The sequence below is a fragment of the Sphingobium sp. ba1 genome (genome assembly GCF_000743655.1).
GTDB lineage: Bacteria > Pseudomonadota > Alphaproteobacteria > Sphingomonadales > Sphingomonadaceae > Sphingobium.
In genome coordinates this window covers 5,687-6,359 of record NZ_JPPQ01000077.1, presented here as the reverse complement: position 1 = coordinate 6,359, position 673 = coordinate 5,687, and the positions used below count along the sequence as shown (strand labels likewise).

Below are 673 nucleotides of genomic sequence, written 5' to 3'. Positions count from 1 at the left end.
CCTGATCGGCGGGTTCGCCTTGTTCATTACCGGCTTCATCTTCTGGGGCACGCCGCTCAGCGCGCTCGCGCTCAGCCGCACCGACGAACAGGCAAGCGCCAATCTGCAGGCCGCCATGGCCCAGGCGCTGACGCCGACCGGCACCGGCGTCTATACCATTCCCGATCCCTCCTCGGCGCAGGGCACCGTGCTTTACGGCAAGGGGCCGGTCGCGCAGATTTTCTACAATGAAGGCGGCTTTCCAGTGATGGACAGCGGCGCGCTGATCGGCGGGCTGATCCTGGCGCTGATCGTCGGCGTGATCATCGCCATGGCCCTGCGCTTCATCGCGACCAATTTCGGCGACCGGATGCGCGTAGCGATCCTGTTCCCGCTGGCCGCCGTGCTGTGGATGCATGTCGGCCAGGCCGTGTTCAACCACGCGCCCTGGGGCTATATCCTCTATCTGGCGTTCAGCGACTTCGTCGGCATCGCGATTGCGGGTGTGATCGCGGCTAAGCTGATGGAGACGAAGGCGACCATGGTGGGCACCGATCCCATCCACTAAGCCGCTTCCTGCGCCAGGCGGATCATGCAGGCGGCGTGGCGGCGGGCGACCAGCATCCGGTCCTCGCCATAACCGCCGCCCATGGTGCTGGCGAGCGGGATGCCGCGCGCTTTGGCCTGGCGCATG

At 66.3% G+C, this 673-nt stretch carries 1 protein-coding gene and 1 pseudogene; one reads left to right on the top strand and one right to left on the bottom strand.

The window, feature by feature from the left end; all coding sequences use genetic code 11:
- Window position 1 precedes the first annotated feature (1 nt).
- Window positions 2-547: a hypothetical protein gene (locus tag IL54_RS19195; protein WP_037479613.1), complete on the top strand. Its 546-nt coding sequence runs from the start codon at window positions 2-4 to the stop codon at window positions 545-547.
- Here the strand turns inward: IL54_RS19195 and IL54_RS24385 are convergent.
- Window positions 544-672, bottom strand: a pseudogene (locus IL54_RS24385) (histone deacetylase); the annotation flags it as partial. The gene IL54_RS19195 and the pseudogene IL54_RS24385 sit on opposite strands and share 4 nt — an antisense overlap.
- Window position 673 lies beyond the last annotated feature (1 nt).